Here is a 26,384-nt window from a genome sequence, read left to right as displayed (position 1 = left end):
GGGCTCGAAGTCTTCAGGCCTTCAGCGTGATCGCCTTGAACGGCAAGTCGTAGTCAGTCGCCGGAAGCGAGAAGTTCTCTGCGCGCGGATTGTGAGCCCACAGCCGCTGGCTGACGACAAGCGGACAGATGGCGGTGTTGTCGTGCAGCCAATCGTAGAGAGCCTGCATCTTCAGGTCGCGTTCGGCGCCGCTCGCCTCGAGCGCAGCCTTGACTACGCCGTCGAGCGCGTCCGAGACATAGATCTTGCCGTCAGGCCCGCTGTCCGCCGTCGAGACGAAGGCATTGCCAAGGGTCCCGTGAGGGTCATAGGGAGCGCCATAGGTGGTGAAGAAAGCGAGATCATAGTCGAAGGCCGGACGCCGTTCATGCATGGTGGCATTGTCCACCGAGGAGACTTGGACCTGGAAACCGACCTCGGACAATTGACCCTGGATCATTTCGGCGATTCGCCGCGATCCCGGCAGGGACTCTTCGGAAACCAGAAAGTCGATGGTCAGAGGAGAGCCAGCCTTGGTCCAAGCACCGCCGCTGTCGACCCAGCCGCCATCGGCGAGGATCTTCTTGGCCGCCGCCACGTCGCGCACCGGCACGTCATGCCGCTTGCCCGACGAAGGCACGTTCGCCGGGAACAGATCGGCGGCCGGGTCGGCAAAGCCTTCGAATAGGACCTTGGCGATCGCCGCCCGGTCGATCGATGCATAGACAGCGTCGCGGACGGCCTTGTCGGCGATGATCTTCGACTTCGGCGAATAGCCGAGCAGCATCGTCGCCGTGCCCGGCTCGGCCACGACCTTCATGCCGTCGCTTTCCAGCGCGCGAGCGCGGCGTGGCGACAGCGTCGCTACCCAGTCGCCACCGATGACATCGAGGTCGCCTGAGCGCAGACCGTTGGCGCGAGCGAGCTCGTCCGGAACGACCTTCAATTCCATGCGGCTGAAGAGCGGCTTCTCGCCCCAGTATTTGTCGTTGCGAACGAGGCTGGTGCCGCTCGCATCGTATTTTTCGACGATCCACGGACCGGTTCCGATCGGCGCCGTCTGCTTGCCATCCTTGTCGACTGCCTTTGGCGACAGGAAACGAACTGGGCGGACGATGGTGAGTTCAAGCAATGCGGCCGGCACCGGCCGCTTCAGCTTGACCGTCAGCTTGTTCGGCCCATCGGTGACGATACTGTCGAACGCGTCGGAGACGCCAATCCAGGAGAAGTCGCTCACCCCCATCCAGCGCTTGAGATTCCATTCGGCTGCGGCCGAGTCAAACGGTGTGCCGTCGCTGAAGGTCACGCCTTCGCGCAGATCGAAAGCGATCGAAAGCTGATCGTCGGCGACGGCCCATTTGGTAGCAAGCCCCGGCTCCAGCGCGCCATTCTGGCCGTAGTGGATCAGCGCGTCGAAGACGATGGTGTAGGTGCTCAGCGTCGAAACGTTCTGCAGCAAATCGAGATCGCCGGTCTCCGCGGCGATAGCAATTTTCAACGTGTCATTCGTTTCGGAGAAGGCGCTGCGCGGAAGGGCGGCGACGAAGGCGAGGCCAGCGGTGGAAGCGAGAAAATTGCGGCGGTCGAGAGTGATCATTTCAGTTCCCCATTTTTTGATTGGTAGCGATTGTACACATGCATTCCCATTTGTATAGACATATACGGCGCAAATCCAAGTTGGCGCGCAGCGCTGCGTTTGGCATAGGAAAGCGCCGTCTCGCGTAATGTCGCCATGCCGGCGCGGGTCTCGACAAGGGCTAAATCCAGCTCAGCGTCATCGCCGCCAGCGCGAGGTAGCGGCCGACCTTCGCGATCGTGACGATCGCAAGGAAGCTCCAGAATGGCTCCCGCAGCGCTCCCGCCACAACCGTCAGCGGATCGCCAACGAGAGGAAACCAGCTCAACAGCAGCGACCATCGTCCATAGCGCTGATACCATAGCGTCGCGCGCGTCAGCGCAGAGGGCCTCACCGGGAACCATTTGCGGTTGCGAAAGCGGTCGGCGCCCCGGCCGAGCCACCAGTTGACGATCGAGCCGAGCACATTGCCTGCGCTTGCGGAGGCGATGAGCAGAGCCGGAGCATAGCTTTCTGTCAGAAGCAGTCCCGCAAGGGCTGCTTCCGATTGCATCGGCAGTATGGTCGCCGCCGCGAACGCGGTCAGAAATAGACCGCCATAGATGGCGAGCTCGCCAGGCATCTCGAGCCCTCAGCTTGCCTTGGGCCATTTCGGGTGCCGATCGTCGACGACGTAGCCATGCGAATGCTCATAGCCCGCTTCCGACCATACTGCGTCCCCGATATGACGGTCGTCCTCAGGCAGGTCGACATGCGTATGCACAAGCACGTCGGGATCGTGTTTCGGCCATAGCCAGATCGCGGCAAGCAGGGCAGCGGCGCCTATAACGCCGAGCAGAACGAAGGTGAAGGGCAATCCCATCGCGGCACCGACGCGGCCGGCAATGGGATAGGTCATCAGCCAGCAGGCATGCGAAAGCGCGAATTGGGCAGCAAACAGAGCGGGCCGGTCGACGGCATCGGCAGAACGTCTGATCAATCGGCCCGAAGGCGTCTGCGCCAGCGAATAGCCGAGCCCCAGCACGAACCAGAGCGGCAGCAGCAGATAATAGCTGCCGGCGAGCGGTCCCACCAGCACGCCCGCGACCAGGATCGCGGCGCCCGAGAGCATCGCAACCCGGTCCGGGACGTTCTCCAGCAGCCGCGGCAGGGCAAGGGCTGCAATCATCGATCCGCCGCCGAACGCTGCGAGCGCCAGCGCCGTGTCGCTTTGCGAGAGGCCGAACTGCGCCTGCACCAGGACGACCGTGTTGACGATCACCATCGCGCTTGCCGCCGCGACGGCAACGTTAAGGGCCAGCAGCCCGCGCAATCGCGGCGTCGCCAGATAGATGCGGATTCCGCGCGTGGTACGATCGTAAACGCCGCGCGGCTGCGACGGTTTAGGGCTCGGCAGGACCACCGACACCACCAGCGCCGCCGAGGCGAGAAAGCCGATAACCGTACCGGCGAACAGGCTGTGGAAGCTGATGACGGAAAGCAGCGCCGCCGCCAGCATGGGACTGACGACGCTTTCCAGGTCATAGGCCAGTCGCGACAGCGACAGGGCCCGCGTGTAGTCCTTCTCCTCGGGCAGCACGTCAGGAATAGAGGCCTGGAAGGCCGGAGTGAAGCCTGCCGACGCCGACTGCAGGACGAAGATGAGAACATATACCTGCCAGACTTCGGTAACGAAGGGCAGGAACACCGCGACCGCAGCCCGGATGAGGTCGAGCGAAACCAGCATGGTGCGGCGCGGCAGGCGCTCGGCGAACGCAGCGGCGACAGGCGCCACGCCGACATAGGCGATCATCTTGATAGCGAGCGCCGTGCCGAGCACCGCGCCGGCATCGGCGCCGGCAAGATCATAGGCCAGCAGCCCGAGTGCTACGGTGGCAAGGCCAGTGCCGATCAGGGCGATGACCTGGGCCAGGAAGAGATGACGGTAGGTGCGATTGGCCAGGACCTGAAGCATATTTTGCGTTCTTGCAGCGGATTGGGGTTCGTCGAGCCAGGAACGTAGCGCAAACAGCCCGCCTGTCTCAGTGGTGGTGACCTTCGGGTTCGACCATCTTGAACGGCAGCACCTGCTCGCGACCCTTCGCGGCCAGGATCAACCTCGCCTGGAACTCATGCGGCTCGGCAGGGGCGACGGTGCTCTCAAGCCGATGATGGTTGTCAGCGGCGGGCTCGAGGCGAAGCGTCTCTGGCCCTTCGGGTCGGTCGATGATCACAGTCGCTGTCAAATCATCGGCGTGCCGTTCTATGGTCAGCCGCATCCGCTCGCCGGCCGCCGTGTCGACGATTTCCAACGTCCCTTCAGCCAGATCGCAGGCGACCTTGAAGGGCTCCGGCGCATGATGGTGAGCATGAGAGGGTTCCCTTCCAGTGGCGGTCGGCCCGGCCGGACTCACCAGGCGGACATTGGCTTCCGCCAACGCCGGCAAGTGGGCGAACAGCTCCTCCTTGAGGGCTTCGGTTACGCCCAGCACGTTCTTGGCCGTCGCCGTCTCCGGAACACTGATGGCGACGTCGGCATGCAGACGATGTCCGATCCAGCGTGCCTGCACGCCTTCAACGCGCCCGATGCCCGACACGTGTTCGGCGGCATGATGGATTTCATCGATGACGCCGGGCTCGACTCCGTCGAGCATGCGGGTCAATACGGCTTTCGACGACTGCCAGACGATGGCGAAGATCGCCACGGTGATCAGCAGCCCGACGATCGGATCGGCAAGCGGAAAGCCCAGCCAGACGCCGATAGCGCCCAGGACAACCGCCAGGCTGGTAAAGCCGTCGGTGCGGGCATGGTAGCCGTCCGCGATCAGCGCCGCGCTGTTGATCTCTCGCCCGACGCGGATACGAAATACGGCGACCGCTTCATTGCCGATGAAGCCTATGAGGCCGGCGATGGCGACCCAGCCAAGAAACGTGATGGGACGCGGATTGATCAACCGGTCGATCGCCTCATAGCCGGCAACGACGGCGCTGAAGAGGATGATGAGAACGATGACGATTCCAGCCAGATCCTCGACCCGGCCCAGCCCGTAGGTGAACGTCTTGCTCGGCTTGCGGCGGGCCAGCACGAACGCGATCCACAGCGGAATGGCAGTGGCCGCGTCGCCGACATTGTGGATCGTATCGGCCAGCAGCGCCACGCTGCCGGAGAGGAACACAACCACAAGCTGGAGCGCTGCCGTGATAGCCAGAACGACGAACGACCATTTGATCGCCCAGATGCCGCGTGTCGTCGTGGCGATCGTCGGATCGATGACGCCATGGGTGTGGCCATGGCCGCCATCACCGTGATCATGTCCGTGGCTGCCCATGCCATGCGTCATCGGGCCAAACCCAAACCAGTCGCGAACTTTGTCCATAATGGCGCTTCTCACAGGTACTTGGTGATATCTTTGAACTCGTCGATCGAACGGCGCTGCTCGCGCGCCAGCGGCCCGACGACGTCTTCAAGGCAATGGTTGAGATGATCCTGGATCAAGGTCTTCTTGGCCTGCGAAATGGCCTTCTCGACAGCATGAAGCTGCTGGGCGAGGTCGAGGCAGGGCCGGCCCGCTTCGATCATTTCGATGACACCCTTGAGATGTCCGCCAGCCCGTTTCAGGCGCTTGACGATATCGGGATGGGTTTCGTGGATGTGAGGTTGCTCGCTCATATGTTGATACTATCCTCCCGGAGGGGATATGCAAGTCTCAAAGAGGCCTCGATTCTGGTGCATGCAACAACCATTCCTTAGGATTTTGGAGAATAATCGCCGTTCATGCCGAATCGGATCCACAGCTCAGCCTTTTGTCTCGTCATCGCCTTGGCGATGACGTTCGGCGTGCTGCGCCCCGTCGGCTATTCGGCCTCGCACGATCCGGTCGCACTTGCCGCCGCCACAATCGAGCGCCAAGTCGAAGCCGCCGCGCAGATCGAAAATCATGACCATGCAAATGATGACGGCGTAGCCGACGAGCAGAGCGCTGGCCATTTTCACGGGCACAATGCGGCCGACCACTCGCACGAAACGGCGAGTACGCCCGCCGACTTCGCGCCGACCGTTCCACAGATCGAGCGGGGCTGGCTAAAGTATCAGCCGACTTTCGTCGATCCGGACACGACATTCCGGCTTGATCGACCGCCGAGACCGTTCCTCGCAGCATGATCGCGGCCGCTCACGCGGCCACCCTCAACGACGAAGATTGGAAATTTCATGCAAGGACCCTTCGATCAGGGCCGATCACGCGCGCGTCGCACGTGTTGGCGACCCGCCCTGCCCCTGCTTATCGCTCTGCTGACCCTGCCGCTGCTGGCAGGAGCAGCCTTTGCCCATGCCGTTGCCGCCGGCGACAAGGGCTATATCCAGGAAATCTCGGGCATCAACGTGCTGCCCTTCATCTATCTCGGCGCCAAGCACATGGTGACCGGATACGACCACATCCTGTTCTTGTTCGGCGTGATCTTCTTCCTCTACCGGATGAAGCATATCGGCATCTACGTCAGCCTGTTTGCGCTCGGTCACTCGACGACCATGCTGCTTGGCGTCTACTTCAACGTCGGCATCAACAGCTACATCATCGACGCCATCATCGGCCTGTCCGTGGTCTACAAGGCGCTCGACAATATGGGCGCTTTCCAGAGATGGCTCGGCTTCCAGCCGAACACCAAGGTCGCGACGCTGGTCTTCGGCTTCTTCCACGGTTTTGGCCTGTCGACGAAGATCATCGAATACAACATCTCGCCTGACGGCCTTGTGCCGAACCTGCTGGCCTTCAATGTCGGCGTCGAGATCGGGCAGCTCTTGGCTCTTGGCGCCATCCTGATCGTGATGGGCTACTGGCGCCGGACACGAAGCTTCTGGCGTCACGCCTATACCGCAAACGTCATCATGATGACGGCCGGGTTCCTGCTGATCGGATATCAGCTCACCGGCCTGTTCGTCGCAGCATAGGAACCGCAACAATGTACAATACTGACTTGCCCACTCGCGCCGAATTGCCCACTTCAGCGCAGCTGAAGCGCTCCACCTTCATTGCCGCGCTGACGGCGCTCGCCTTGCTTGTCACGGTCGTTATGCCGTCCGAGTATGCAATCGACCCGACGGGGGCGGGCAGATTGCTCGGCCTCACCAGAATGGGCGAAATCAAAACGCAGTTGGCAGCCGAGGCGGCAGCGGACGAAATGGCCAGCGCGAAGGCTTCGGCCGAGCGGATGACGCAAATGGTCCCTCCAGCCGAGTTGATGGCGCGCATGGACCGAATTGAAAACCTCCTCGTTGCCCTTACCGCCGAACAGCCCGCGTCGCAGCCATCCCCAACTGGGGAGGCCATTGCCCAAGACAATGTGACAGTTGGAGAGATTGCTCCTGCCGAAGCCCTGCCAGTCAATCCGAGTGCGGCGCCGCAGGTCGCAGAAATCCCCGCGGAAGCGCCGGCCCCGACCACCGGAAGGCGAGATGAAATGTCCTTCACACTGACACCGGGTCAGGGCATTGAGGTCAAGCTCGTGATGCGGCAGGGTGCCAAGGCAAACTTTTCCTGGACAGCGGACGGTGGCGTGGTGAACTTCGAGACGCACGGCGATGGCGGCGGTCAGTCCGTAAGCTACGAAAAGGGCCGCAGCGTTCCAGCTGACGAAGGTGCCATTGAAGCCGCCTTCGATGGAAATCATGGTTGGTTCTGGCGCAACCGCGGTGGCAGCGACGTGACCCTGACGATCCAGGCTGAAGGCGACTACATCGACATCAAGCGTATGATCTAGCGCATACAGGGTCGCCCGGCGCCACTTCGAGCCTCGGGCGTCACCTATCCGTCTGTTCCACCGACGAGCGCAGATGCGCGTCGAAGCTTTGCGCCGCGACGAAGACACGGCTGACCTTCAGGTAAACGGGTCTTGATCCATCGCTCGATCTGGTTCACGGCATTTCAGCCCGACGAGATTTGCCAAACGGCTACGCCGGCAAGCGCCAAGCCGGCAGCGCCCTCAATGGCTCGGGAAATGGCATCGAACAGGCGTGGCCGGCTATCGAAAAAATGCACCAGACGTTCACGAAACAGGATCGACAGCACCGCAACGCAAGACAGCGTCAGCGCCACGCCGGCCATCATTGTGATTGCGAAAAGAATGCCGGCGACCGGAACGCCTCTGGATATCGCAAAGGTCATCACGAAAAGCGTCAGCGGGCATGGGATCAGGCCGGCCATGACGCCGACGGCCTCGCCCTCATGCTTGTGGTGATGGCCGTGGCTCAATGCGCGCCAGAGCATCCAAATGCCGATCAGGCCAAGCAGGCCCCGACTGACGTCTTCCAGCAGTGGGGCTCGGCCAACACTGCCCAGGGCAATCGATACCAACGGCAACGAGAGCGCCGCGATCAGCACGGCAATCGTTACATGCGTGAAGGAGAGTGTCAGCGACACCAGAAGCCCACGCCGGACGCTGGCGTCCGATCCTGCCAGATAGGTGGCCAGGACAGCCTTGCTATGGCCCGGCGTCAGCGCATGCGCCGCACCGAACAGAATGCCCATGGGCAGAAAGGCCGTGAACGCCAGCCAACCGCCGCCAGCCGCAAGCAGTTTGATCTGCTCGGCCAACGCCAGGTAGATCGTGCGTTGGAACTCGACCAGCGTCTGGAACATGGCCATCGAACCGGCTCCGGGTCAGCCGCACGTCAATTCGAGGCGCGTCGCGAAAATCTTGCCGAGATCGGTCCCCGTCGGGTCACTGAAGAACGCGCCTGTCAGGCTCTTCTGGTTCTGCGCGATGGCCGTGTCCGGATCTGGACGGACGACGGAACGTGAGCAGCCTTGCGGCAGACCGGCCACCGCAAGCTTTTCGTCCTCGGTAAAATCGATTGCCGTGTAGAAGGTCGGATCGTAGACACCGATACTGACTTTTCCAGCAAGGGCCAACGGGTCCTTCGGCTGCGTTTCGAACTGGACGACGAGTTGATCGTTTTCATAGCTGACGCTGAACTTCGGCGGTGGCGCCATCGTCACGTCCTTGCCGTTCAAGGTCACCATCTGAAAGTAGTTGTACTCGGCCAACGACGCATGGACGGTGAGAGCGACTTCATCGAGTTCCTTCGCATCAAGGACAAGGTCGGAATTCTTGTCGAATTCCATCAGCACAGTGCTGGAAAAGAGGTCGTCGAAACGCCAGAGATGCCGAAGCGACTTGACCGTCCTGTCTGGACCGACGGTCAGGTCCAGCTTCGCTTCGGCAAAGACATGCGGATGGGCGTTCGCTGCCGCGGTGGAAGCGAGCAACAGCGCCGCGCCGGATACCATGCCTGTCAGTTGCATTCTTCGCTCACATTTCGCTCGTCGATTCCGCATCAGGCAGGACACCTGCCATTGCAAGCAGGCCGAAATGGGACGGGCCAAAGCCCATACCAACCTTGATCGATCAGGGCTGTGTTGCTTCATCTAAGGAGGCAGCTACCCAAGGTCGCCCTTCAGCCAATGTTTGAGCATGATCACCGCGATACCAGCAAGGATTGCCAGCACTATCATCCAGATGATCTTTTGCCGATCGCTCAATTTCCTGCTCCTGATCGATTCAGAGCATTCCTATCGCGAGTTCCTTGCAAACGCAAAAAGCCCCGCGTCCCGTGCTGATAACACCAGCTGATCCGCCCTAGTCGTCGGCGATCGAGCTTGCAATGACCGTGTTCGATGTGATCCGGACCTCGGGAACGTCAAATGGACAAGTGCTTGCGATTGCCGACTGTCAATATGCAGAGTTTGGAAACTTGCATTCCGTTTCTGTCCTCGCCGATTGTTTCGGCATCCGTCCGGGCGAAGAAACGCTCCTCGAATGGCGCGCCGTCGACATCGAATAGCTTTATGGAGCAAGGTTGCACGGACTTGCCATTCAAGTGGCTTTTGTCACCGCGATCATGGTTTTGGCCGGGAGGTCGTCACCGGTCGCCTCCCAGTCCTGGAAGGCGCCTACGTCACCGACGGGGGCAAGTGCTGCGTCGCCGGACAACGGAGTCCATCCGCGTCTCCTGGCCGCAGGACGGTTCGTTCGAAGTCAGGTCCATGGGCAAGACAAATACCGTGAAAAGCTTCCAACGCCAGATCGACATTATCGGCACGCACCAGCGGCGATCTCAGGCATATAGCAGCGAGCGCCGGGATAAAGAGGGGCTTCGACATCAGCACACCGCAGGGTCAAAAAATGGACCCTCTGGCACGTTAGTCAAGAGTGCCATTTAGCGGGCCCAGCGGCTGCGACGAGATCGACCTGCATCCGACTGTCGGCGGCTGCGCCGTCGCCCCGTAGTATCATTCGCCAGTTATTCTCCAACGCGGTCCGCATTGAAGACCCGCGATAGCCGTCGAACTTGTGTGTCCATCCCTCGGCCCTCGGGAGGCTTCTCCACCAGGGTGGGGATCAAAGGAGCGATGAACGCTGGCCGGCTGGTGCTGGCAGTTACTCGTTTACGCATGGAATCGTGTCTAGGTCGCAGGCATATATCCGCGCTCCACACGTCCCGACGTTGGTTAAGATCGGCAGCCAGACCGGCCAGCCACTCTGTGCGCCAGGCGGATAGAGGTGAGTGTCGATCGCGAATTGCAGAAACGTTGCCAGCGGATAATTGCAAAGTCAGCGCGTCACGCGTACGGATCCATAAGCCCCAGCGCGCTTACATCCATAAGCACCCCAAACCCGATGATCTGCTCCAGCGCAACGTTGCGAGACAATGTGCCCAAGCTTTTGGCCGGTTCGGACTTCATGCGGCTGACCAGGGCATATCGGTTGTAGACCGCCAAACCGACCATCGCGACGAATAGGCTGATCTTGAACAGGAGAACTCGACCGTAGCTGTTGCGCGGATCGGGGAACGAGCCAAGCACGAGCCAAGTGTTCATGGCACCCGTCAAAAAAATGAGCGCAACCGCCACCATACCAAAGCGGGAGAAGCGCCACAGGACGGTTTCCACGCCTGCGACTTCGGATGGATGCCGCTGTGCTGCCGCGATAAGCAGGCCGAGGGGCAGGAGGCCACCTATCCACGCCCCGGCACTTGCAACATGGAGAGCTTGAGTCAGTGAGCCTAGAAGGCCCAACGCCGCCGCGTGGCCCTGCCAACCCTCGCAGGTCAGTAGCAAGAAAGCCGGCCCGACGATCAATTCGGGCCGCCCCGAGAAACTGATCACCAGGAGCAGGAGAACGAGCGAAAGGCGAACAAACCAAACAGTTCCGAAGTCGCTTTCCATGAGAACGCCGCGCAAGGTGTCAACCATACCCTCGCGTCCGGAGAGCCCGGCCGTAAAGCACAGCAGCCAAATTGCCGCGAAGATTGCGGCCGCAAGTGCGAGGGCAGGATTGATGTTACGGGGTAGAGGCGCAAGCGCGGGAGCCGCGGTTCTGTCTAGCGCATAGAAAGGGAAGAGTGCCGACCCGAATAGAATCATCACTGAGAGGAAGTAGACCCACCGGGCGAAGGCCAGAGTGCCATCAACGTCCATTTCTACGGTCTGACTTCAAATTTGAAATTGCCCTTCACCTTGTGCCCGTCTGCTGACAGCACGTGCCAATCAACTTGATAAACACCCGGCGCAAGGGACCTTGATACAGGTGCCACCATGTCCTTATCGCGCACCGCGATCTCCGTGGTGATCTTCGCACCATCCGGCCCCGACAGATCGATGCCCGAGAATCGAGCCTCAATGGATTCGCTAAACCGCAGTCCAATCTCGGTGGGCGGAGCGGCAATGGTGCTATTGATCTCTGGAGTAGCCTCGACCAATCGAGCATGCGCAAGCGCCTGGCCCGATAATGGCACGCTCCACAGCGCAAGTGTGGCGATCATTCCGATAGTCCGATTCAACGCGAACTCCTCCCGCGGCGACGGTCATCAAAGACTATGCACTTTCTGACGAGTATACGAATTTGTTGGTGTTGCAGGGCCGCCACCGTTCGAGCTGTCACGAAATTTTCCATTTGCCGGAAAAGTGATGGGAGATCAGGCCAACACGCTACCGACCGCCGAGACTCTCGATTGAAGGTCACGGACGCCGCAAGCGTTTGTAATTATCAGGACAAGCGCGGGCGAAACAAGCGTTTGCGCCCGCGTGACTCCATTTCAGCTACTTAATCGGGATCATGAGATGTGCGTATGGAGTGCCCGGCCACATCACATAGGGCTTGGATGTGTCAGGCTTGGGGTCCGTCGGATAGCCCTGCATCATGTCCATTGCGTTGACGATCATCACATGCGGGCCGGTCTCTATCCAATTGTTGCCTTCCTCGGGCTTCGTCGCATAGGGATCGGTGTTGCTGCCATCGGTACCGCCGGACAGCATGTACATGAAGCCGACCTTGCCCTTGGGCGGCTCCTTCTTTTCCATCCATGCCATCGCCCATTCCATCGCGTTGGCATCGCCGCACATTGGGTCCGGGCCGGGCGTGGACGGGCTGTCCGGCATGCACCAGAAGCCGTTCTTGCCCTCGCGCAAGGTGCGCATGGCGCCCTTTTCATCCGCGGCGTAGACCGCAGCGCCGCTTGCCACGGCAGGGGGTGCAGCAGATTCAGCGCTCTTGATCATCGCAGCGTCGTCGGCGGCTGCGCCTTGCATCGTAACCAAACTGCCTGCCGCCAAAAGGGCAGCGACCGTCAGCAGCCGTTTCATGGCCGTTCTCCGGTTTGAGTTGATCTTGTGCATGATGTCCGACGCACGGCTTTCCAGAGCCGTTTGTCGGTGATTAAGCAGTAGCAGATTACATGCCTCCGGACAATTTACGTTTTAGCGCTGTCTAATGTCTTTGCAGGGGGTGTGCTATTAAACGGGGGCCTTCAAATCGGTCACGAAACTCCTGAGGGTTCACTAACCAAGATGGTGCTGTTCAGCGAGTGGCCAAATTTGCGCGGTTTCCCAGCAACCTTGCTTGCGTCGTCAAATCGCCACCTGCCCTAACCCTAGATTAGTTTCCGTCCATAAACGCCGGTATTTCGCAGCATTTGCAATCGCTTGGATCCGACCGGAAGCGCCGTTGACGGGCATGGACAGGTCAGGAATAGTTGATGATCGACAAAATGCAGTGCTTGGCAACGATCGGACGCACGCCATTGCCGGCGGCTCTGCCGGCGGGACGGCTGCGATGCCGAGCTGATATCAGGTCGGCCTGAGGCGGGTGAAGAGGACGAGGTTGTAGGCCGCGACCGAGGACCAGACGTAGGTTTTGAAGTGATCAAGGCCGCGCCAAGTGCAGCGCGCCAGGCCGTAAGCGCGTTTGAGGCACGAGATGCCAGCTTCGATGCCGGCGCGACAGTTGCGCAGCTTGCGATAGACCCACTTGCTTCTGACCATATCCTCGATCTTGAGGCCGGCTTTCTTGTGGAAGGCCATGTCGGAGACGCCCCACGCCTTCGCCGTGGCCAGGGTTGTCGCGCGTGGCGAAGCCACCATCGGCTGCTGCCTGCCGTGGCGCCTGACCCCAAATGCCTATGTGACGCTCCAGCATCGGCAGCAATCGGTCGCTGTCGGCCGGGTTGCCTTTCTCGATCACCAGATCGAGGATCATTCCACTCTTGCCGGTGGTCAGGTTGAGCTTGTGGCCATACTCGGTGTCGCGGCTGCCTTTGACGATGATATCGGCATGCTCTTCGAACAGGCTGACCAGCTTCTCGCCGGCCGACACCGGCTCGCCGGCCAATACCCGCCGCTCGCTCTGTCTGATGATGCGTTCGACCAGCGGCCGATAGTGACGGACCTGGAGCTGCCACAGTGCGATGGACGGTGTGCTCGCCACTACCAATCGCTCGCTCGCCTGCTCCAGATAAGTCAAGGTCGCACGGGCGATTGCGATCAGCTCGCGGTAGAGTTGGACCCGATTGGGTCGACCCCGCGTGAACTGGATCTTGCGAGCCCGCTTCTTGGCTGCGCGGCAATGATCCGCCATGCTGAGCCGGCACCGCCGACCAAGGCGTCAGCCCGCTTCAGCAGGCGCACCATGACCCGCACGGCATCCCAAAGCAGGCTGCTGTCGCTCGGCTCGTGCATGAGTGCCGAGGTCACGGTGCTGTCCAGCCGCACGACTGCGCCATCTTCGAGCTTCGCCTGCCGAGCGCTCGACAGCAGTACCCGATTGACCTGTTCCCAGGTCTCGGACCGGATCGCACTGATGGTCCTTTGCAGCACCGACTTGTGCGGGCTCCATGACAAAGGCAGGCGAGCAAAGGCGCGAAACGAAGCGGAGTCCTCAAGATGGAACGCCAGCTCCTGGTAGCTCAGTTGCCGGTATTGCTTGAGGATCGCGCAGCGCAACACCGCTTCGGCAGGCAGGCCCTGCCGTCCGGTGGCCTTGACGTCGACCCGCACCAAATCGCGCGCCACCAAGCCAAGAAGGTCGCGATGCTCATCCAGCCATTGCGACATCGCCTTCAACTCGTGACCGATCTCGTGCGTGGCGAAAAGATCGAATATGCTGGCACCGCCAGCATAGCGAACTCACCTCATCCCTCGTCCCGCGAAGGACGTTTTTCCACCGGCAAGTGGAACTTTGTTGTCTCCTTCTTAACGGCCCAGTTCAGACGGCGACCGGTGTGCTTTCCTTTGTCCAGTGGAACCGTGTGCCATCGCTCCACATGCGATGCATGATCACCGCTAGTCTACGGGCGAGCGCAACGATGGCCCTCTGCCGACCACGCCGCTTGGCGACGTTCATCGCCCAGGCCTTCAGCCAGGACCACTTCGTCACGCGCGTCAGTAGGACCTGCGCGGCTTCGTAGAGCAGCGTTCGCATCATATCGTCACCGCATAACGAGATCCGGCCGACCCGGCGGCTTTCGCCCGACTCATGGAGCACAGGTGTCAGACCCAAAACCGGTCCGACCGCTTTCGAATTGCGGAAGCGGGCCGGAATGTCGATGGTGGTGGTATAGGCCAGAGCCACGACCGGGCCTACACCTGGTGTCGTCATCAGTCGGCGGCAAACTTCCTCATCCCGGACGATCGCCAAAAGCTTGCGGTGAAGGGTGGCAAAGTGCTGGCGCAGCTTGCCGCGAGCGTCGAGAAGCGGTTCGACGATTTCGGCCAGATCAGGCATGCCTTCAACCAGTTCGTGGATGCGTTGCTCGAATTTGCCCGTACCGACGATGCCGACCTCGAGCCCGAAGTTGCGCAGCAGCCCGCGGATGTCGTTCTCGATGGCAATCGCCTTTTCCTGCAGCAGCTTGCGCGCCGTCAGCAACGCCCGACGCTTCTGGCTCGTCAGGGTCTTCACGCACCGGGCGGAACAGGTTGACCCGCATCATCTGTGCGATGCCGCGCGCGTCATTGCGGTCGGTCTTGTTCACCTGCGCCTTCAGGAATGCCTTGGTGTGACGCGTCTCAATGCAGATCAACGGCAGGCCGGCTTTGGCAAGGGCCTCGAACAGCCATTGCGATAAGGGCCCGGCTTCAAGACCGATCCGCTCAAAGTTCCAGGCAGGATCCTTGAGCACCCGCGCAAGATCCTCCGGATGGCTGGGAACTTTCATCTCGCGGCAAACCGTGCCTGTTTCGTCGACGATGCACACTGCCGTCTCTTTCACCGAGACGTCCAATCCTGCATAATGTTTCATGCTGCGCTTCCTTTCCTGATGCTTGTGGCTGTTTCGGACAGACCACGTTCTACCATCAGCTCGAAGCGCAGCACCTCCATGCCGCTCCGCCAAGATGGGGCGCAAGCCGAATACCCCATCTTGGACGGTGCGTTCTTGGCGCATTGTCGGCTCCGGCGGTGGCAAGGCTTTGGAATCAGTGGCATGATCCAAGATACCTGAAACCGCCGGGCCTTGCTCGCGCAAAGCCGCGATTCATCCAACAGAATCAATCGTTTGCCGTTTATGGACGGAAACTAGATTAGCCCGCGCATCGTCAGTTCAGCCTTCAGATAGGCATAATAGATCGGCGCGGCGACAAGACCCGGCATACCGAACCAGGCTTCCATGAAAACCATCGCCAGAAGAAGCTCCCAGGCACGCGCATTGATCCGCGAACCGATGATCTTGGCGTTTACGAAGTATTCGAGCTTGTGAATGATGATGAGAAAGGCAAGCGAGCCGAGTGCTGCAAGGAAGGAGATGCTGAGGCTGACAACCACGATCACCGTGTTGGAGATCAGATTGCCGATGACCGGCAGAAGGCCGGTGACGAAAGTCAGCGCTATCATTGTCCTGATGAATGGCAGATCGATGCCGAAGGACGGCAGAACAACGACGAGATAGACCGCCGTCAGAAACGTATTCAACGCCGAAATCCGGATTTGCGAGAACACGATGTTGCGAAAGGCCTTGCTCAGAATGTTGACACGATCCGCCAGCGCGACCGCCAGTGGGCCGGGCTCGCGCGATGGCGCCGCCGAGCTCACCGCGATCAAGCCGCCGATCACCATGCCGACGACAATGTGGACCACCAGGACGCCGACATCCCGCCCGACGAGTTGAAGCTGGCCGGCATGTTCGCGGAGCCACCGGGCCGCGAAGACTTCCAGTTCCTCGATGTTCGACGGAAAATAGGCCATCGCCCAGGTCGGGAGATGGACGCGCGCGGTATCGATGATCTCGGCCATCTTCTTGAGGAGCGTCACGACGTTCTCCGAACCGCCAGTCAATTGCGACATGCCGCTAAAGATAGCGGCGGCTATCAGGAGCGTGAAGATCAATGCCACCAAGGTCAGCGCAAGGCTTTTCGTCAGGCTGTTGGAGACGCCGATTCGATGGAGCATCGGTGCGGCGAAATGAACGATGTTGAACACGAGAAGGCCCGAAAGCAGTGCCGGAAGCAGTCCGAGTTCGAGAACGGCGACGAGCGCTATAAGCGCAAGCAGGCACGACGCGAGATAGAACCATGAGAAAGTCAGCACTTTTCACCTGCAGAAGCAGCCAAGTCCTCTCCGGGTTTCATTAGCTTTGATACCCGGTGATGCGCAAGCGAACACGCGTTCAACACGTGTGTAAGGCTAACCGCCTCGCAGATCCCATGCTTGCGCGCCAGGTCGCCCGTTTTTGCCCCGCCTCATGCTCACGCAGGACCGCGATGATCAGCTCTTCCGTAAACCGCATTCTCTTCATCAGTCCGCCCTTCAATCGAGGCCGGACTTTAATCTCAGATGGAGGAAATTGCCCGTGGCAGGTCAGCCGCTCGAGGATGTTTATGCCGTTGGCAAGAATGATCCTCTTCGTGGTGAAGCCGAAGTTCATTCCGCCGCGAAGACCATCAGATCCTCGAAGGGGAACTCGACATAGTATTGGCCGGACGGAAGGGCGTCCCGGGAATAGGTCCGGATGGTCAGGTCATTGCTTTCGAAAATGACTTCATGCCGATCGCCAAGGAAAAGGCTCTCGACGCAGGTCATGGCGATACGTCCAGGGCCGTCCTCCCCGGACCACGTCACCCGCTCAAGCCGGACGAGTGCGGTGACTTTGGCGCCGACGGTCAGCTCCTGCTGGGCGCTGCCCACAAGATGGATGCCGTTGGCGACAATTTCCGCACGGTTGCCGTTGATGGCGGTGACCACGCCGTCAAGGCGATTGCTGGCACCCATGAACTCTGCTGCAAACAGGCTCTCCGGCTTGTTGTAGATTTGCTTGGGTGTTCCGTCCTGTTCGATCTGGCCGCCGTTGAGCAGCAGGATGCGGTCGGCGAGCGCCATCGCTTCCACCTGATCATGGGTGACGCACAGCGCCGATAGCCCGAGATTGGTGATGAGGCGGCGCAGCCAGATCCGCGCTTCTTCGCGTAGCTTGGCGTCCAGATTTGAGAGCGGCTCATCGAGCAGAATCACGTTCGGCTCGTAGACCAGCGCACGGGCCAACGCCACGCGCTGCTGCTGTCCGCCGGAGAGCTGATGCGGATAGCGCTCGCCCAGTTTGCCGAGGCCGATGCTGTCCAAAGCCTTCTGGACGCGGCTCGCAACATCTGCCTGGGATACTTTGCGCAGCTTCAGGGGATAACCCACATTCTCGGACACCGTCCGATGCGGCCACAGCGCATAGGACTGGAATACCAGCCCGAGACCGCGCGTTTCCGGCGCCAGATTGATGTTCTGCCCGGCATCGAAAAGCGGCTTGTCACCGAGCAGTATCTTGCCGCTGTTGGGTGTCTCCAGACCGGCGACCGCTCGCAAGAGCGTCGTCTTGCCGGACCCGGACGCGCCGAGCAAGGCGACGATCTGACCCGGTTCGACCGAGAAGGACACACCTTTCAGGATTTCAAGGTTGCCGTAACTGAGGCGCAGGCCGTCTATGACGATGTCAGTCATTGAGGCGGACTCCAAAGCGCATCGCGAGGGCAAGACCGGTCACGATGATGACGGTGTTGATGACGGCGAGAGCCGAGACCAGATCGATCGCGCCGGTGCCCCAAAGGGAAACCATGAGCGAGCCGATCACTTCGGTTCCCGGTCCGAGCAGATAGACGCCCGTCGAATATTCACGGGCGAAGATCAGGAAGATCAACAGCCAGGCCGAGAACATGCCGCCGCGGATGAGCGGCAGGGTGATGTCCCTGGCAACCTGGCCCTCGCTGGCACCAACTGACCGGCCGGCTTCCTCGAGCTCCTTGCCGATCTGCAGGAGCGTTCCGGAAATCAGCCGCATGCCATAGGCGAACCAGACAATGGTGTAGGCGAGCCATACCGAGATCATCGTGGCGCGCAGGGGTGCGATCGGCTTGAAGAACAGAAATATCCACAGCATGGCGAGGCCAGCCACAATGCCCGGCATCGCCCGCGGTATCATGGCCACGTAGTCGACGACTTTGGTCAGGGGTGCGCTCGAGCGATGACCGGCGAGTGCCACGGCAGTATAGGCCGCGATCGAAGCCGCGCCGCCGACCACCGCGACGCCGACCGTGTTGACAATGGCGCTGACGACATTCGGATAGTCAGCGAGATCGCGATAGTGATCCAACGTCAGCACCTGGAAGATATTCACCCCGACGCCCCAGCTTGTCACCAGTGAACGAATTGCGACGCCGCCCACCGGTATGATCACGGTGGCCGCGAACCAGGCCACCACAAGCGCGAAGGCCGGCCAGCGAAGAGCGCCCAGCCGGATGGGGTTGTGCCGACTGCCCTTGCCTTTGACGGACACATAGCGGCTGGCGTTGCGCAGCATGTAGCGCTGCAGCACCACCAGCGGCAGCGCGATCATGATGATCGCCACCACCACTACGGCCATCAACTGATAGGAAGGAACACCGAGCTTGTTGGTGAGCTTGTAGAGATAGGTGGCGAGAACCAGCACGCCTTCCGGATCGCCAAGCACCAGCGGCAGGCCGAAAAGTTCGAAACCGAGGAAGAACACCAGAACCGCCGCATAGAGCACCACCGGCATCACCATGGGCAGCGACACACTGGCGGCGACGCGCCAAGGGCCAGCGCCGGCGGTGCGTGCCGCCTCTTCGAGGTCGGCGCCAACGTTGCGGAGCGCCGCCGATGCATAGAGATAGACATGTGGGACATGGGTGAGCCCGGCAATGATCGCGATCGATGTCACCGAATAGACATTCCAGGGCACGTAGCCGATCATCGACTTGACCGCCAGCGAGACGAAGCCGACTGGTCCCAGTGTCATCACATAGCCGAAGGCCAGCACCACCGCCGACATGAAAACCGGGATCAGGATGATCGGCTCCAGCCAGCGCTTGCCCGGCACGTCGGTGCGCACGATGATGAACGCCAGCAGGATTCCCACCGGAACTGCGATCACCGTCATGCCCACCGCGAGCTTGAGCGAAGTCGTCAGCGCTAGCCAGAAATCCGCGTCCGCGAGGATGAAGCTGTAGGCGTTCAGCGACAGATGCGCGGTTTTCTGGAAGAAAGGCGCGGACAGAAAACTCTGATAAATGATCAGGGTGACCGGTGCCAGCACCACCAGGATGGCGAGGAGGTTGGTGCTGACACGAAAGACACGGAAGGGCATGATCGCCTCGAACAAAGCCGGGGGCCGTCCGCTAGCAAGAGCGCAAGCGCGCCGTTCCGATGGTTCTCAATAGCAAGAAGGGTGAGAGAGCCGACTGTGGAGGCACTCCCGATCAAGCGATTACTCGCCCTTCATGGCTTTCTGCCACTCGTTGAGGAACGCCAGCCGTGTCGTCTCGTCGAGACCTTCGAGCAGCTCGTCGTCGAGCGCGATCGGGTGAACGTTTTCACCGGCGGCGGCCTTTATGGACGCCAGCGTGGTTGCCCCTTCAACGTCATCACGAACGGCATAGAGCTTGATGTCGTCGGCGATCAGCTTCTGCGCGCGCGCCGACAGCAGATAGTCTACGAATAGCTTCGCAGCATTGGGATCCTGGGCTTCCGCCGGAATGACGGTGGCGCGGGTGGTCACCAGGACATAGTCCTTCGGGATTATCACACCGAGGTTCTCGTCCTTGGCCTGCTTGGCGAGGCCATATGAGCCGAAGATGCCATAGGCGATGGAATGTTCGCCAGACGTGACCTTCTCGATCATCGAGCCGGCGGAGCTGTAGAGCTTGATATGGGCCTTGCCAAAAGCCTTGTTAAGCGCCCAGGAATCGGTCCAGTTCTTGGCGTCCTGGTTGTAGAAATAGAAGCCGACACCGGATTTTTCCGGATCGTAGGACGCGATCTTGCCATCATATTCTGCGGTTTTCCCGGTCATCAGCTTGAGAAGATCGGCGTGGGTTGCGGGAACATCGCCTTCAGGCACGAGACGCTTGTTGTAGACGAAAGTCACCGGGTCGGCGGTGGTACCATAGACCATGTCCTTGTAGGACGCCCAGGCCGGAAGGTGGGCCGCCTCCACGGATTTGTATTCCTGCGCATAGCCGTCTGAGGCAAGTTTGATCTGCAGATCCGGAGCCGAAGACCATGCGACATCTGCCGTGCCTTGGCCCGAAGCGGTTTCGGCAATGACGCGATTGTAGAGTTCGGTGGAATTGAGGTCGGAATATTCGACGGCGATGCCGGGGAACGCTGCTTCGAAGTCCTTGAGCAAGGGCTGGACCAGCGCCGCATCGGTCGTTGAATAGATGCTTAGGTGTCCTTCCGCGGTGGCGGCGGCCACCAGATCCTTGTAGTCGTCCGGATACCCGGCGGGGATCTCGGCAGCGGCGGCAAGCGTCGCGAAAGCGGCTGACAGCGAAAACGCGGCCATCATCGTCGCAAGACGATTTTTCATTAGGGTCTCCTCCAAGTTCGCCTAAATCGTACTCCTCCAGGCACAAAGGCGAGTATCATCCTGACCTGTCACCAACCTGTCACGGCGATGTCGAGGTTTGCTCAGCCGACTAGGCCCGATGGGTCGTGATCAGATTGTCGACGACAGCCGGATCGGCCACATCGACGTATTGCCGAATTTTTGAAATCTTGGGACGGCATCCTACGCGTCACGGTCGCTGGCCCTGCGCATCGATCATGGACTTGCTCCAATCCTCGATGAAGCGGCGGCGCAACGCCTCGTCCTGTACGGCAAGTAACGCAGGGCCGATGCGTATGGCGCGCGCGATACCAGACTCCCCAAGTTTTTCCGGGCCGTCCGCTCCCTCAGGCAATTGCCCGTTCTCGGCAAAGAAGAAGGCGCTATCCCTGGCAACCTTCTGTCCTCGGGCTGACAGAAGGTAGTCGAGAAATCGTTTGGCAACGCCCATATTCGGCGCCGTCTTCGGAATGAGCGCGCCACGACTGAGTATCAGCGCATAGTCCCGCGGGACAACGACCCTCAAATCGGAATTGCCCCTGGCCGCGGCGTAGGCATATGACCCGATCATATTGTAGCCTATATACAGGCTCCCGTTTGCAACGTCCTGAAGGGTCTCCGCGGTGCAACAACGCACCACAGTTTCCGCTCGGCTCATGCTTTCCAGAAGCCGACCGTAGACCGCCGTCGTCTGCCGCGCATCACTGAACGCCAATAGGTAGCCGATGCCCGAAAGTCGGATGTCGAACGTTCCGACCCGTCCGCGATAAAAATCGATCCGCCGCCTGAGAAGATCGGCGAGTTCGATGTGGGTGCGCGGTACGTCGCCGGACGGCACGAGGCGGGCATTATAGACGAAGACGGCCGGTTCGTAGGTAAAGCCGAATACCTCGTCGCGCCAGTTTGCCCAATTGGCGACATGCGCGGTTTCGGCCGACACGTGCGGCGCCGCGCAGCCGTCATTGGCGAGCTTCACGAGTTGGTCGACCGACGGAGACAACAAGATGTCGCCCAGCACCGCGTCCGTCCGACAGGCTTCACTGGCACTCCTTTGCAAGTCGTTGGTGACATATTCAACATACTCGACGGCCACGTTGGGGAAAACGGACTGAAAATCCCGGATCAGTGGTTCCATAGCCGCCAGATCGGTCGCGGCGTGGATCGACAGTCGGTCCTTCTCCGGCTGAGACGAAGGGAAAAATGCGCTGCTTCCTTCAGCAGCTCTTGCCGCGTGACCGATGCATAGGAGGACGGCAGCCATCAAACCGAATGTCGGCAATGTTCCCGTTATCATCCGGTCTTCTCCGTGGCGATGGGCAACGTCAAGGTGACGGTGAACCCTTGCGTGCCCTTCCCGCCATCCTTGCTTGTCTCGCGAAAGGTCAGCGCGCCACCGTGAGCCGCCGCAACCTCCGACGCGATGGCGAAACCAAGACCTGCGCTGCCGTCATGAGATTTGGACGTTTCGAAGCGCTGCGTGACCCGCTCCCACTCGCCCGGCGGAATGCCCGGTCCGTCATCTTCGACCTCGAGATGGGCACGCGTACCGTCCCTGCGTACTCTGACCTCAAGGCGCGACACCACTCCATGACGCAAGGCATTGTCGATGATATTGACGATCGCTTCGCGAAGGCTGACGGCGTCCGCAAGCACGACCGGCTCGTCGTCAGGCGCCTCGAAGGAGACGATAATGTCCGGATCGATAGTTATCGGAACCGCCGCACGGAAAGCGCGCCGTGCGACATCTGCCAGACCGTGCGGCTGAAGCTGCACGGAATCGGCACGATGGATGACCATGGCGTGGCTGAGCAACTGGTTGGTCAGGCGCGCAAGTTCGCTGGCGCGCTGCTGTACGCGATCGAGATGCTGGCGGCTCGACTTGTCCAGCTTGGCTTGACTCAACAGATCGAGCTGCGCCGTTAGCGCTGTCAGCGGCGTTCTGATCTGGTGCGCCGCGTCGGCGATGAAGCGCTGCAGGAGTTTCACGCGCTCGTCGAGCCGACTCATGAAATAATTGATGGAAGTAACGAAGGGCCGCAATTCTCTCGGTACGACGACCGTTACCGGCGTCAGGTCTTGTGGATCGCGACGGCGGAGCGTCGCTCCGAGATGCTTGACCGGTTGCAGAGAATAGCGAATAGCAATCATCGCTCCAGCCAATGCCAATATGCTCATGACCGCCAGGAGGACGGTCGCCCTGAGAGTCAATTCACCCGCGAGCGCGCGGCGGGCTTCCGTGGTCTGCCCAACGATGACATGCGCCCAACCGGATACGGCTGGATCGGACAGTGCGCGCGCCACCACCGCAATCCGAACCGGTTCGCCGCGATAATGCGCCGATTCCAATACCGGGACATCGTGTATTGCGGCCAGATCAACTTCTGTTTGCAGATCGGCATAACCTGTCAGCGTCGCGCCGGAAGGGCCGATCACGCGATAGAAGATGCGATCGCGGCTGGCGAGGCCCAGAAGTTCAAAAGCTGATACCGGCAGGTTGATGATGAGCGAACCGGATTCAACCGTAAGGCTGTCTGCCATCTGGATGGCCGCACCAAGCAGAAGCCGGTCATAGGCGTCATCGGCGGCGGTACGTGCGTAGTACGACGCCGCACTCACCAGAAGAGCCGCACCCAGGCCCAGCACCAGCGAGATGCGGACCGCCAGGCGCGTGAAAAGGGAAGGCTCAGCCGGTATCATCGGAAGCCAGCTGATATCCCACGCCCCGCACGGTAACGATCTGCGCCTTGGCGCCTTCCAGCTTCTTGCGCAGCCGCCCGACATAAAGTTCGATCGCGTTCTGATTGGCCGGCTCGTCAAACCCGAAAAGCTGATCGATAAGTTCATCTTTGCTGAAGACGCGGCCTGGCCGCGACGCCAGTATCTCAAGCAACGTCATCTCGCGTCGTTTCAATTGCACCTCGCGCCTGCCTACTCGCACTGAGCGGCTGCCGCGGTCGAGCACGACATCGCCACACTGTACGATGTTGGTCGCCTCGCCGCTTTTCCGCCGGAGCAGAACACGGGCGCGCGCTTCCAATTCCCGGAAATCGAACGGTTTGACCAGATAGTCGTCGGCGCCGAGATCAAGCGCGCCAACGCGGTCCTCTATCTCGGAACGGGCCGTCAACATCAGAACCGGGGTCGTATTCCTTGCCTGCCGGAGCCGTCGAACGATTTCGAACCCGTCGAGGCTGGGCAGCATGACGTCGAGGATGACGAGATCGTAGCAGGTGAAATCGAGGATCTCTGCGGCAGCACGGCCGTCCGTCTCCCAATCGACTGCGTGGCCGATCGTTTCGAAGCGGCGGCTGATAGCCTCGCCAACGTCGCGCGTGTCTTCGACGAGGAGAATTCGCATGCCGGAGCATTTGCACGGAAGCAGCCGCCTATCAAGCGTCACCTCTTTGCGGAGAGGCGCTTGACATCATCTGCAGATCACGCGTTGGCTTCAGCCCTGTTACCGTCAGCAGTTCAAGCTATCCAATCATTTGAGCTTTATCGACGGGCTGCGTGATGGCGTCTGCCTTCATGTGATCTGCGCATCCACGCCAAGAACGCGGCGCGTCGGTACATGACCCGCGCTGCAAGCCACGGCTGGACCACGCACTTTGCCGCATTCAACGTATTCGACCGCACCGTGATCAGTCGCTAGTAGATGCACCACCATCGCCATCAGGGGATTATGCTTCTGGCGATCGTGATGCTGACAGCGATTGCGCAATGCCATCATTTGCGCTTCAGAGACGTATCCAATTGCGTCATTAAGAGGATATCATGCCGACAGGCGATGGCAGTTTGAGCGACATTCTTGGTATCTTATCGGTTCTCCTACTCGTGGCCGCAAACGGCTTCTTTGTCGCCGCCGAGTTTTCCCTGGTCGCCGTGCGCCGAAGCCGAGTTGCCGAACTCGCTGCGGCTGGGCGGCTGAACGCGGCAGCGCTCCAGCGGGCCGTCGACAATCTCGATGCCAATCTGGCGGCGACCCAGCTCGGCATCACCATTTCATCGCTCGCGCTCGGCTGGATCGGCGAACCTGCTCTCGCGCATCTCGTCGAGCCTCTCTTGATCGGGCTGCTCGGGTCGTTGGCGACTGCGGGCTCACACACTGTCGCCGTCGCGATCGCTTTCATCATCATCACCGCGCTTCACATCGTGCTTGGCGAGCTCGCACCAAAGAGTCTGGCGCTCCAGCGCAGCGAAGACACTGCGCTCTGGGTCGTGCGTCCGCTCGGTCTGTTCCTCTTTCTGCTCAGGCCGGCGATTCTAATGCTGAATGGTCTCGGCAACCTCGTTCTGCGACTCTGCGGCCTGCGCCCGGGAACCGGTGAGGATTCATTGCACTCGCCAGACGAGCTGAAGCTTCTGATCTCGGCCAGTCAGGAAGGCGGGCTGTTGCAGCAGGCGCAGCGGGAGATGGTCGAGCGGGTCTTCAATATCGGCGAGCGCCGCATCAGTGACATCATGACGCCTCGGCCGGATATCGACTGGATCGACGTGAATGATGACCGAACCGAGATTCTTCGTACGATCCGCGATTGCCGCCATGAGCAGCTCCTTGTCGGCAAGGGCGGTATCGATGAACTGCTCGGCATGGTTCTGAAGAAGGACATGCTCGACCAGGTTCTTGACGGGCAGGTTCTCGATCCGATGGCGATCATCCGTGAGCCGCTCGTCGTTCATGAATCAACGCCGATTTTCAAAGTGCTGGAGCAGTTCAGGAAGGCGCCCGTCCGCATAGCAATGGTCCTCGACGAGTACGGAAGTCTGGAAGGAATTGTTACCCAGACCGATTTGCTCGAAGCCATCGCCGGCGACCTGCCCAACATCGAAGGCGAAGAGCCGGATATCGTCGAGCGTGAAGACGGCTCCCTTCTCGTGGATGGTATGATGTCGGCCCAGGACGCGTTCGATCGCCTTGGTTTTCGAGCACGGCCAACTGAAGGCGACTTCCATACGATCGCAGGATTTGCCCTGTTTCGACTAGGGCATCTGCCTGAGATCGGGGAACATTTTGATTATGGCGGCTGGCACTTCGAGATCGTGGACATGGATGGCCGGCGGATCGACAAACTGCTCGCACGAAGGAACTCTCCCACGGGGCGGCAAGAAACATCGGAGTAAGAATGCCCGGATTCCTGCAAGACAGGCGTCGTCATTTTCATTTTTGCGTGGTTGCTCGGCGGGGCCCTTCCTTTATCCCGCAAACCCGGCAGTCGTGGTGGTGATTCTGCCGTTAGTCATGATGACGCGACAGTTGGTTGCCTGCGTGGCTCCCTTCCCTGATGGCCTTTGGAACGGCTTGGGCTACCGGACGGATGGGTTTCGCCTGTATTAAAAAAACTCGCCAACTTGTCCAAAGTGTCAACGGAGCATTGCCCTTGCCTTATCGCCGCTTGGAGTGTGATCGGCAATCGTGGTATCGCAATGCCGGGAGGCGACGATGCGTGTCATTTTCCGATGTGATCCAATGTTGGTCGAGCATTTGCCACGCCCGATCCTCGCGCGCGGCGCGTTGCCGGATTGGCTGCGCACAATGCCCGCTACTTCCTTTTCGGCGATCCACGGCCGCGACATTCGCACGCTCAAGCAGTGCCCGCCCGTTATCGATGCGATGACCTATGGCTTCATGATCCTCCTGCCGTGCGACGTCATCGCCGACAAAGGGACCTTTTCCTAGGACTGGCAGATTCC

General features: G+C 60.4%; 23 protein-coding genes and 2 pseudogenes. 6 read left to right on the top strand and 19 right to left on the bottom strand.

The genetic code is table 11. The annotated features are described in order from the left end of the window. Positions 1-13: 13 nt before the first annotated feature. The 5 genes from NKJ40_RS12475 to NKJ40_RS12455 form a co-directional block, all read right to left on the bottom strand. The gene (locus tag NKJ40_RS12475; protein ID WP_352466316.1) at positions 14-1,576 is read right to left on the bottom strand and encodes an ABC transporter substrate-binding protein; all 1,563 of its coding nucleotides are present in this window, start codon (positions 1,574-1,576) and stop codon (positions 14-16) included. A 160-nt stretch (positions 1,577-1,736) separates the two neighbouring features. Then, the gene (locus NKJ40_RS12470; RefSeq protein ID WP_352466315.1) at positions 1,737-2,177 is read right to left on the bottom strand and encodes a YqaA family protein; all 441 of its coding nucleotides are present in this window, start codon (positions 2,175-2,177) and stop codon (positions 1,737-1,739) included. A 9-nt stretch (positions 2,178-2,186) separates the two neighbouring features. After that, positions 2,187-3,509, bottom strand: a complete 1,323-nt coding sequence (locus NKJ40_RS12465; RefSeq protein WP_352466314.1) for an MFS transporter — start codon at positions 3,507-3,509, stop codon at positions 2,187-2,189. Positions 3,510-3,576: 67 nt separating this feature from the next. Then, a complete protein-coding gene (locus NKJ40_RS12460; protein ID WP_352466348.1) occupies positions 3,577-4,914 on the bottom strand; it encodes a cation diffusion facilitator family transporter in 1,338 nt (445 codons plus the stop codon). Positions 4,915-4,922: 8 nt separating this feature from the next. Continuing rightward, the gene (locus tag NKJ40_RS12455) at positions 4,923-5,204 is read right to left on the bottom strand and encodes a metal-sensing transcriptional repressor (protein ID WP_352466313.1); all 282 of its coding nucleotides are present in this window, start codon (positions 5,202-5,204) and stop codon (positions 4,923-4,925) included. Between the two features lie 105 nt (positions 5,205-5,309). Here NKJ40_RS12455 and NKJ40_RS12450 point away from each other — a divergent pair, with 105 nt between their 5' ends. From NKJ40_RS12450 to NKJ40_RS12440, 3 genes are read left to right on the top strand one after another with little or no spacing between them, the layout of a single operon-like run. Next, entirely contained in the window at positions 5,310-5,696 is a 387-nt protein-coding gene (locus NKJ40_RS12450; RefSeq protein WP_352466312.1) for a hypothetical protein, read from the top strand. Positions 5,697-5,744: 48 nt separating this feature from the next. Further along, a complete protein-coding gene (locus NKJ40_RS12445; protein ID WP_352466311.1) occupies positions 5,745-6,482 on the top strand; it encodes a HupE/UreJ family protein in 738 nt (245 codons plus the stop codon). 11 nt (positions 6,483-6,493) lie between these two features. After that, positions 6,494-7,291 carry a hypothetical protein gene (locus tag NKJ40_RS12440; protein WP_352466310.1) on the top strand — a complete coding sequence of 266 codons (798 nt, stop codon included), beginning with the start codon at positions 6,494-6,496 and terminating at the stop codon, positions 7,289-7,291. 164 nt (positions 7,292-7,455) lie between these two features. Here the strand turns inward: NKJ40_RS12440 and NKJ40_RS12435 are convergent, their stop codons facing one another. Continuing rightward, a complete protein-coding gene (locus NKJ40_RS12435; RefSeq protein ID WP_352466347.1) occupies positions 7,456-8,169 on the bottom strand; it encodes a HoxN/HupN/NixA family nickel/cobalt transporter in 714 nt (237 codons plus the stop codon). A 21-nt stretch (positions 8,170-8,190) separates the two neighbouring features. Then, positions 8,191-8,835 (bottom strand): DUF1007 family protein, encoded by a 645-nt coding sequence (locus NKJ40_RS12430; RefSeq protein WP_502896188.1) that lies wholly within the window; start codon positions 8,833-8,835, stop codon positions 8,191-8,193. 359 nt (positions 8,836-9,194) lie between these two features. Between NKJ40_RS12430 and NKJ40_RS12425 the strand changes: the two genes are divergently transcribed. Next, positions 9,195-9,374 (top strand): hypothetical protein, encoded by a 180-nt coding sequence (locus NKJ40_RS12425; protein ID WP_352466309.1) that lies wholly within the window; start codon positions 9,195-9,197, stop codon positions 9,372-9,374. Positions 9,375-10,152: 778 nt separating this feature from the next. On the opposite strand, the gene copD is transcribed toward NKJ40_RS12425, so the two are convergent. From copD to NKJ40_RS12365, 12 genes and pseudogenes are all read right to left on the bottom strand, one after another. Further along, positions 10,153-11,010 (bottom strand): copper homeostasis membrane protein CopD, encoded by an 858-nt coding sequence (gene copD / locus NKJ40_RS12420; RefSeq protein WP_023722112.1) that lies wholly within the window; start codon positions 11,008-11,010, stop codon positions 10,153-10,155. A 2-nt stretch (positions 11,011-11,012) separates the two neighbouring features. Continuing rightward, positions 11,013-11,354, bottom strand: coding sequence for a copper homeostasis periplasmic binding protein CopC (gene copC / locus NKJ40_RS12415; RefSeq protein WP_023722111.1), 342 nt, complete (start codon positions 11,352-11,354; stop codon positions 11,013-11,015). A 277-nt stretch (positions 11,355-11,631) separates the two neighbouring features. Beyond that, positions 11,632-12,174: a hypothetical protein gene (locus NKJ40_RS12410; protein WP_023722110.1), complete on the bottom strand. Its 543-nt coding sequence runs from the start codon at positions 12,172-12,174 to the stop codon at positions 11,632-11,634. A 483-nt stretch (positions 12,175-12,657) separates the two neighbouring features. Continuing rightward, positions 12,658-13,968: pseudogene (locus tag NKJ40_RS12405) on the bottom strand (ISNCY family transposase). Between the two features lie 103 nt (positions 13,969-14,071). Further along, positions 14,072-15,107: pseudogene (locus tag NKJ40_RS12400) on the bottom strand (IS110 family RNA-guided transposase). Positions 15,108-15,382: 275 nt separating this feature from the next. Further along, positions 15,383-16,390, bottom strand: coding sequence for an AI-2E family transporter (locus NKJ40_RS12395; protein ID WP_352466308.1), 1,008 nt, complete (start codon positions 16,388-16,390; stop codon positions 15,383-15,385). A gap of 333 nt (positions 16,391-16,723) precedes the next feature. After that, positions 16,724-17,788, bottom strand: a complete 1,065-nt coding sequence (locus NKJ40_RS12390; RefSeq protein ID WP_352466307.1) for an ABC transporter ATP-binding protein — start codon at positions 17,786-17,788, stop codon at positions 16,724-16,726. Continuing rightward, positions 17,781-19,451: an ABC transporter permease gene (locus tag NKJ40_RS12385; RefSeq protein WP_352452017.1), complete on the bottom strand. Its 1,671-nt coding sequence runs from the start codon at positions 19,449-19,451 to the stop codon at positions 17,781-17,783. Before NKJ40_RS12385 ends, NKJ40_RS12390 begins: the two co-directional genes overlap by 8 nt. Before the next feature lie 120 nt (positions 19,452-19,571). Further along, positions 19,572-20,675, bottom strand: a complete 1,104-nt coding sequence (locus NKJ40_RS12380; RefSeq protein ID WP_352452016.1) for an ABC transporter substrate-binding protein — start codon at positions 20,673-20,675, stop codon at positions 19,572-19,574. Positions 20,676-20,883: 208 nt separating this feature from the next. Further along, a complete protein-coding gene (locus NKJ40_RS12375; protein WP_352452015.1) occupies positions 20,884-21,987 on the bottom strand; it encodes an ABC transporter substrate-binding protein in 1,104 nt (367 codons plus the stop codon). Further along, the gene (locus NKJ40_RS12370; RefSeq protein WP_352466306.1) at positions 21,984-23,390 is read right to left on the bottom strand and encodes a sensor histidine kinase; all 1,407 of its coding nucleotides are present in this window, start codon (positions 23,388-23,390) and stop codon (positions 21,984-21,986) included. The genes NKJ40_RS12375 and NKJ40_RS12370 overlap by 4 nt, the downstream gene beginning before the upstream one ends. Next, positions 23,377-24,051, bottom strand: coding sequence for a response regulator transcription factor (locus NKJ40_RS12365; RefSeq protein WP_023722098.1), 675 nt, complete (start codon positions 24,049-24,051; stop codon positions 23,377-23,379). Before NKJ40_RS12365 ends, NKJ40_RS12370 begins: the two co-directional genes overlap by 14 nt. Before the next feature lie 416 nt (positions 24,052-24,467). Between NKJ40_RS12365 and NKJ40_RS12360 the strand changes: the two genes are divergently transcribed. Beyond that, a complete protein-coding gene (locus NKJ40_RS12360; protein WP_352452012.1) occupies positions 24,468-25,814 on the top strand; it encodes a hemolysin family protein in 1,347 nt (448 codons plus the stop codon). A 346-nt stretch (positions 25,815-26,160) separates the two neighbouring features. After that, positions 26,161-26,370, top strand: a complete 210-nt coding sequence (locus NKJ40_RS12355) for a hypothetical protein (RefSeq protein WP_352466305.1) — start codon at positions 26,161-26,163, stop codon at positions 26,368-26,370. Positions 26,371-26,384: the final 14 nt, after the last annotated feature.

Source organism: Mesorhizobium sp. M0119 (assembly GCF_040322615.1).
Classification (GTDB): Bacteria; Pseudomonadota; Alphaproteobacteria; order Rhizobiales; family Rhizobiaceae; genus Mesorhizobium.
The sequence above is the reverse complement of the archived record's forward strand: the minus strand, read 5'-3'. Positions and strand labels throughout refer to the sequence as shown.